General features: G+C 57.7%; 2 protein-coding genes. One reads left to right on the plus strand and one right to left on the minus strand.

Annotated features, from left to right (window positions below):
• Positions 1 to 130: 130 nt before the first annotated feature.
• Positions 131 to 796 carry an RNA polymerase sigma factor gene (locus NB063_RS24525; protein ID WP_250931662.1) on the plus strand — a complete coding sequence of 222 codons (666 nt, stop codon included), beginning with the start codon at positions 131 to 133 and terminating at the stop codon, positions 794 to 796.
• Positions 797 to 957: 161 nt separating this feature from the next.
• Here the strand turns inward: NB063_RS24525 and NB063_RS24530 are convergent.
• Positions 958 to 6000, minus strand: a 5043-nt coding sequence (locus NB063_RS24530; protein ID WP_250931663.1) for a tandem-95 repeat protein, incomplete at its 5' end; no start/stop codon positions are given.

Here is a 6000-nt window from a genome sequence, read left to right on the forward strand (position 1 = left end):
GCTCTCCCACCCTGGAGTGCGTGTGGCGGAGGTCGCCTGAGTCAATCGCGATTCCTGATACGAATCAATGAAAATTCTCACTGGCAGATCGAACATTGGAATGCCCCGCGTCTTTGGGGAGGAACCTATCATGAAGATTTCTTACAACACGGACACTCACGCACCTATCTTGCCGATCGGCACCGCAGTCGCGGATGCCTCGGTGACGGTGGCGCAGCTCGTCGTGAAGGCTCAATCGGGAGACCGAGATGCGTTCGGCGAATTGTTCGAGCGATACCGGCCTGCCATCGTGGCGCTGGCGATGCAACGGGTGCGCAACGCGCATGAGGCCGAAGAACTCGCCCAAGACGTTTTTATCCAAGCGATGCAGAAGGTCGACCAGCTCCGAGTGCCCGAAGCATTCGGTGGATGGTTGCGGCAAATCGTTCACCGGATGGCGATCAATCGCGTGACCCGCGGTCGGTTGTCGGTGGCGTGTGATCCTGAAACGTTGGAGTCCACGTGCGCCGATGATGCGTCGCCTCAAACGGCGGCCGAAGCGCAAGAGCGAGATGATGCCGTTCGAGTCGGTTTGACCCGGCTCGGTGACATGGATCAACAAACCTTGAAGGCGTTCTACCTGCAAGGACAATCGTTGATCGAAATGAGCGATCGGTTTGACGCGCCTGTCGGAACGATCAAACGACGGTTGCACACCGCGCGGAAGCGACTTGCCGAAACGATGCGGACTGACTTTCCGGCGACGGTACCGATGAACCATCCCGTTCGGGAAGTCGCGGTATGCCAAGCTGTGTGACGCAGGTCCGAGGAATCGGTAGGGAGTGACTGTCGTTGCAATCCTGTTAGGCAATAAAAAACACCCCCTCGACTTGTTGCAAAGTCGAGGGGGTGTTTGTCGTTAATGACCGCTTGCGTGAATCAATTCCACGCGAGAAATCGTTCTGTCAGCTCGTGGACCTAAAACAGATCGTTGATTGCCGCATCAAGGGTTTCTTCCCGCGAGTCCGAAGACTCGGACTGGGATGAGCTGCCTGCCGCATCCATCGCGATCAATTCGAGCAAATCGCTGCCAGCATCCGACTGAGATCCTCCGACGAATTTCGATTCGGTTGTTTCGATCGACGCGACCGGTGCGGATGGCGTTGCCGAGGTTTCATCTGTCTCGTCGGAACCAACCGCGAGCAGTGCAAGCGGTTCGGCATTGGCTCTTCCGCTACCTTGAGCATTCAACGCGTTGATAACCCGCAGGGCATCGACTTCCGTCACGAATCCGTCGTCGTTGACGTCGTAGAAACTGTCATCACCAGCTGGAATGGCACTGATCGGAATACCGCCCGCTGTCGCACCCTGGTTTCGATTGAGCAGGTTGATGATCATCAACGCATCCAATGCGGTGACAAAACCGTTGCGGTTTACATCTGTCGGTGAAACCGGATTCGTTCGTTCATTCACCGTTGTGTTGAACTGAACGACCACGTCACCGCTCTTCACACCATTGACGTCTTCGACCTCGATGGTGACGGTGTCTTCGCCGGTATGCCCCGCATTGGGTGTGTAGACCAATTGTCCGGAAGCGTTGACGACAGCAACACCGTTTTGGCCATTGACCTTGATCACGGTTTTGGTGAGGTCGAGCCCATCTGCCGAAACGAACAGGTCGTCGAGGTCGACAACGGCTGTTCCCGTACCGCTCGCGTTATTGAACGTGCCGGTCCGGATCGGAGTTACCAACGGCGTCGGACGGGCGACGATGTGCACGCTCGCCGGAGCACTTGGTTGGCCCGTCGCGGTTCCGACGGCATCGCTGAGCGTGTACTCAAAGGTGTCCTGACGGTTGCCGAGTGTCAAGAAATTTGGTCCCGGCAAGTAAGTCACTGCGCCCGTCACCGTGTCTTGTCGAAGCACACCGTACTGAGGCTGGACCGTTACCGTGAACGTCAACGGTTGGATCGCGTCGCCCTCGTCAATGTCGGTGTCATTATCGAAGATCGAGTTTCCAGGAATCGTCAACGATTTCGCAATCGGTGCGCCTGACGCGTTTACTTGATAGGTGATTCCGATCACGTCGTCGCCCAAGATCGGAGCATCATTTGCTCCGGAAATCGTCAAACGCACGGTGGCGAAATTACTCAATTCTCCCGCCGTATCGCGGATCTGATACTGGAATGTATCGACGATGGATTGGCCCGCCCGCAGTTTCTGAATCTCAGGTGATCCGAGCGGGTTGTAGGTGATCAATCCGCCGGTCGTATTGATGTTGATCGTGGCATTGAGCGTGGTCAACAACAATCCTGTCTGCACCAATGTCTTCGTATCACCAGCGTCAATGTCCGTGTCGTTGCCGAGCAGGTCATTGATGGTGAATGTCAGAACATTGTCCTCGGTCGTCATGAAGTCATTGTCGTTGGCGACCGGTGGGTCATTGACCGGGGTGATGTTGATCGTCAGCAACACCTCAGGTGACGTCAACGCGGGCAGTCCGTCGTTGGTCAATAACTGACCATCATTTGGATCGGCGTCATCGGTCAGAGAGATCCCCAACACGGTGCTGCCGTTGGCTTCTTCCTTGAATTGGAAGGTCAGTTCGCCGGTCGCATCGATCGTGGGCAGGACCTCGAACAAGGCTTCATCACCAGCTGGGATCCTCACGAGGAAGCGGGACGTTTGCCCGGTGTCTCCCGCCGAGACGTTGTCAGCCCAGTTCGCAATGTAGAGCGGGTCGCCTTCGACGACTGTGATCGGATTATCACCGACGACATCAAACGACGGCACATCGTTTGAGGAATCAATCGTGATCGTTAATCTCGTGCTCGCGACGGCCACGTTGGGTGCGTCGTTGGAACCATCATCGGTGACGATGACATCGAACGTCGCCATACCTGATGCACCCGGCAGCACATCGAAGACGAGCGTGTTTCCTTCCAGACGCACGACCGAGTCGAGATCACCATCGGTGAACTGGAAGAGATCACGATAACGATCGTCGGTCGCGACGGGGCGAATCGTGATCGAAGCGAATGTCTGTGCCGGGATCGTGCCCAAACCATCGATCTCGTCGTTGGCACGGCCCACACCCGCGGAATCTCCGGCAGGTCCCACGGTGACACCGGCGAACCAGTCATCAATGCGAACGGCGCCGATGTCCTCAGGTAAACCGAGCATCAAGTCGAGCGAACCGAGGTCCGGTGCGTCGTTGACCGGAGTGACGTTGATCAGCCAAGTCCCCGGAACGTTTGCCGAATCCGGTGTCGCGGTATCGCTGATTTGATAAACCACCGTATCCAAGCCCGCGAAATTGAGGGCCGGGGTGTACGTGAACGTCGAGCCGGTTCGCGTGATGGTACCGCCGCCGGTTGTCTTGACAGCAGGGCCGCCATCAGTCGGCAAACCGGAGGCGATCAGAAGACCTTGGGTCGTCTCATCGATCGCACCGCTGCCCGCCGGCGCCGCAGGACCGCCTTGGAATTCCGCCAACAGTTCCGCTTCGGTGATTGTCGCAATGTCGCCTTCCGCGATCGTGTCGGAAACGATTCCGTCTTCACCCGGTTTGGTTTGAGGCGGATCATTCACCGGAGTGATCGAAATCGTGAATGGGACTGACGTTGACGTATTCACATCGCCACGGCCGGCCGGGTCATTTGCACCGCTGTCCATCGCGAAGACGCTGAAAACAAAGTCGCCTGAGATGTCCGTGCCGGCAGCAAAAGTCAATCGACCCAGAGCGTCGACCGATGGCGGTGTGGTGAACGCACCCGGATACGCCACGGCGGGATCAGGGGTGATGTGGTAAGTCACGGTTTGTCCGTTGACCGGATCCGTCTCGTCGGTTGCGGTCGCGGGGCCTGCCGAGCCGTTGGCAAGGAGATTGAACCTCACGCCCGCCGGCGCACCTTCGGTAACCGTGACTTTCGCATTCCCGCCGACATCAATCCGTGCTGGATCAATCGTGAACAGAGGCGCGTCGTTGACCGGTTTGAGCACCAGTCGAACCCGACCCGTTGAACTCAACGGATTGCTCTGGAGGATTCCCGACTCAAAGCTGGTCGATCCCAACGTATACGTTTGCCCGTTGTCTCGGACCGTGTACAGGAACAGATCGTTGCCGATGGTATTGATGTTCTGATGCAATCGTGGGGTGTAGTCGAGATACTCGCGGCCACCAACGCCCGCTTCGATGCCTCGGACTAGCGTTCCACCTTGCGTGGTCATCGCGGGGAAGTTCGTTAGTTGCAATGTTTGTGCAATGGCAGTTGTCGTGGGGTTCCCCACAACATTTTGGCCGCCATTGATTTCATCGATAGGTCCGCTCACGAATAGATCTAACAATCCGGGGCGTTCCGTAGCGGTGTCTCGCTCAAGGTAGATTCGATACGTTCCGCCACCATTGATCTGATTGTCCTCGGTCATCGTAATGACCAAGGTTCCGTCAGACTCGACGTGATAACGATCGTCCACGCTCGCCGTGTTATCAACCGGGGTCGGCACAAACTGTGTGTTCAATCGCGGAGCGTCGTTAACGGGTTGCACGTGAATGGTGGTCGTGACTTGCACGAACTTGGATGCAAATCCGGGGGCGTTGGCGAGCGAGTAGTCGACGACGTTGAACACGAGCAAGGCCGTGCCGACCGCATCGACAGCCGTTGAAAGTCGTAGCGTTCCATCTTCGCTAACCGTTGGAGCCGTGTTGAACAGCCCAGCGGGAATGGTCGACAATCCGGTCTGCAGTTCGAAGCGAACACCCTGGGTCGCAAGCTCATCCAACGCGGTCGTTGCACTCGGCCGAATATTGGTCGCCCAATTGGTGATGCTCCTTACGGCCAGGTCGTCACGTTCGAGGATGAAGACGGCGTCCTGGTGATCAAACCGAGGAGCGTCGTTGACCGCGCGAGTGGTCAGGGTCATCTGCTTCGGTGCCGAGCGGTTGTTGGTGCTCGTGTAATCGATCGAACCGGTGGCATCCGGATCCGGTAGCTCGGAACCAGGGATGCGAGTGGGACCGAAGTCCTCGACGATGTAGCTGAACACTTCCGTTGGATCGAACGGCGTCTGTTCGTTGTAGTCCACGTTCGGCAAGTATTCACCACTGGTGAAGGCGCCCGTGGCGTCGAAGTTGAACGTGATCACACCGGTCGCGAGCGTGATCGCCACGCCGTTATTGTTGTCCTTGTCAACCGTGACCGAGGCACCCGCGCTGTCGACGACTGTGAACTCGACGACGCGAAGACTTTGCTCTTCTTCGTCGTACTCGACTCCGCCTGTTGACGTGTCGTAGTCGATGTCGTCGGTGAAGTCGCTGGCTTCAGCCAGTTCAGGGTTTTCGGTGGTTCCGCCCAAGAAGTCGTCTGGCGTCAGAGGAAGAATCGCCACGTTTCCGGTCGGATCACCCGTTCCGGCGGCAAACTCTTGCACTTCGGTGACTTCCAAAGCTCGGTCGAAGGTGACCGGAGCATCGTTGACCGGGGTGATGTTGACCGTCAAGGTTCGCGTCACACTGCGGAAGTCGTCTTGCATCGCCCCCGCGATGTAGCTCTGGCCGTTGTCGGTTGCCGTGATTTCGAACACGGCCCAACCGAAGACATCGGGATTCGGCATCAGGGTCAACACGCCGTACTCGTCCAGAACCGGATCGCTGGCGAACATTCCCGCCGGCGCCGAGGTGGCCAGAGCCGAGTAGGTGAACGTCAGGTTCTGGGTCGCCGCGTGACCGGCGCCGTCACCGCGTTCATCAAACGCCGTGTCACGGCTGACGAAGATGGCTTCGGGCAACCCATGCACACCCGGATCGTTGCTGGCGATGACACCGCCACCGTAGATGTCGTAGTAGACAGGAGCGTTGTCCGCGTTGACATCCTCGGCGAACGTCACCGTGTTGAACACGGGGAACTCGGGAGCGTCGTTGACCGCGCGAGTCGTCAACGTCATCTGCTTCGGTGCCGAACGGTTGTTGGTGCTCGTGTAATCGATCGAACCGGTGGCATCCGGATCCGGTAGTTCGGCACC

The sequence above is a fragment of the Aporhodopirellula aestuarii genome, assembly GCF_023701485.1.
Lineage (GTDB): Bacteria > Planctomycetota > Planctomycetia > Pirellulales > Pirellulaceae > Rhodopirellula > Rhodopirellula aestuarii.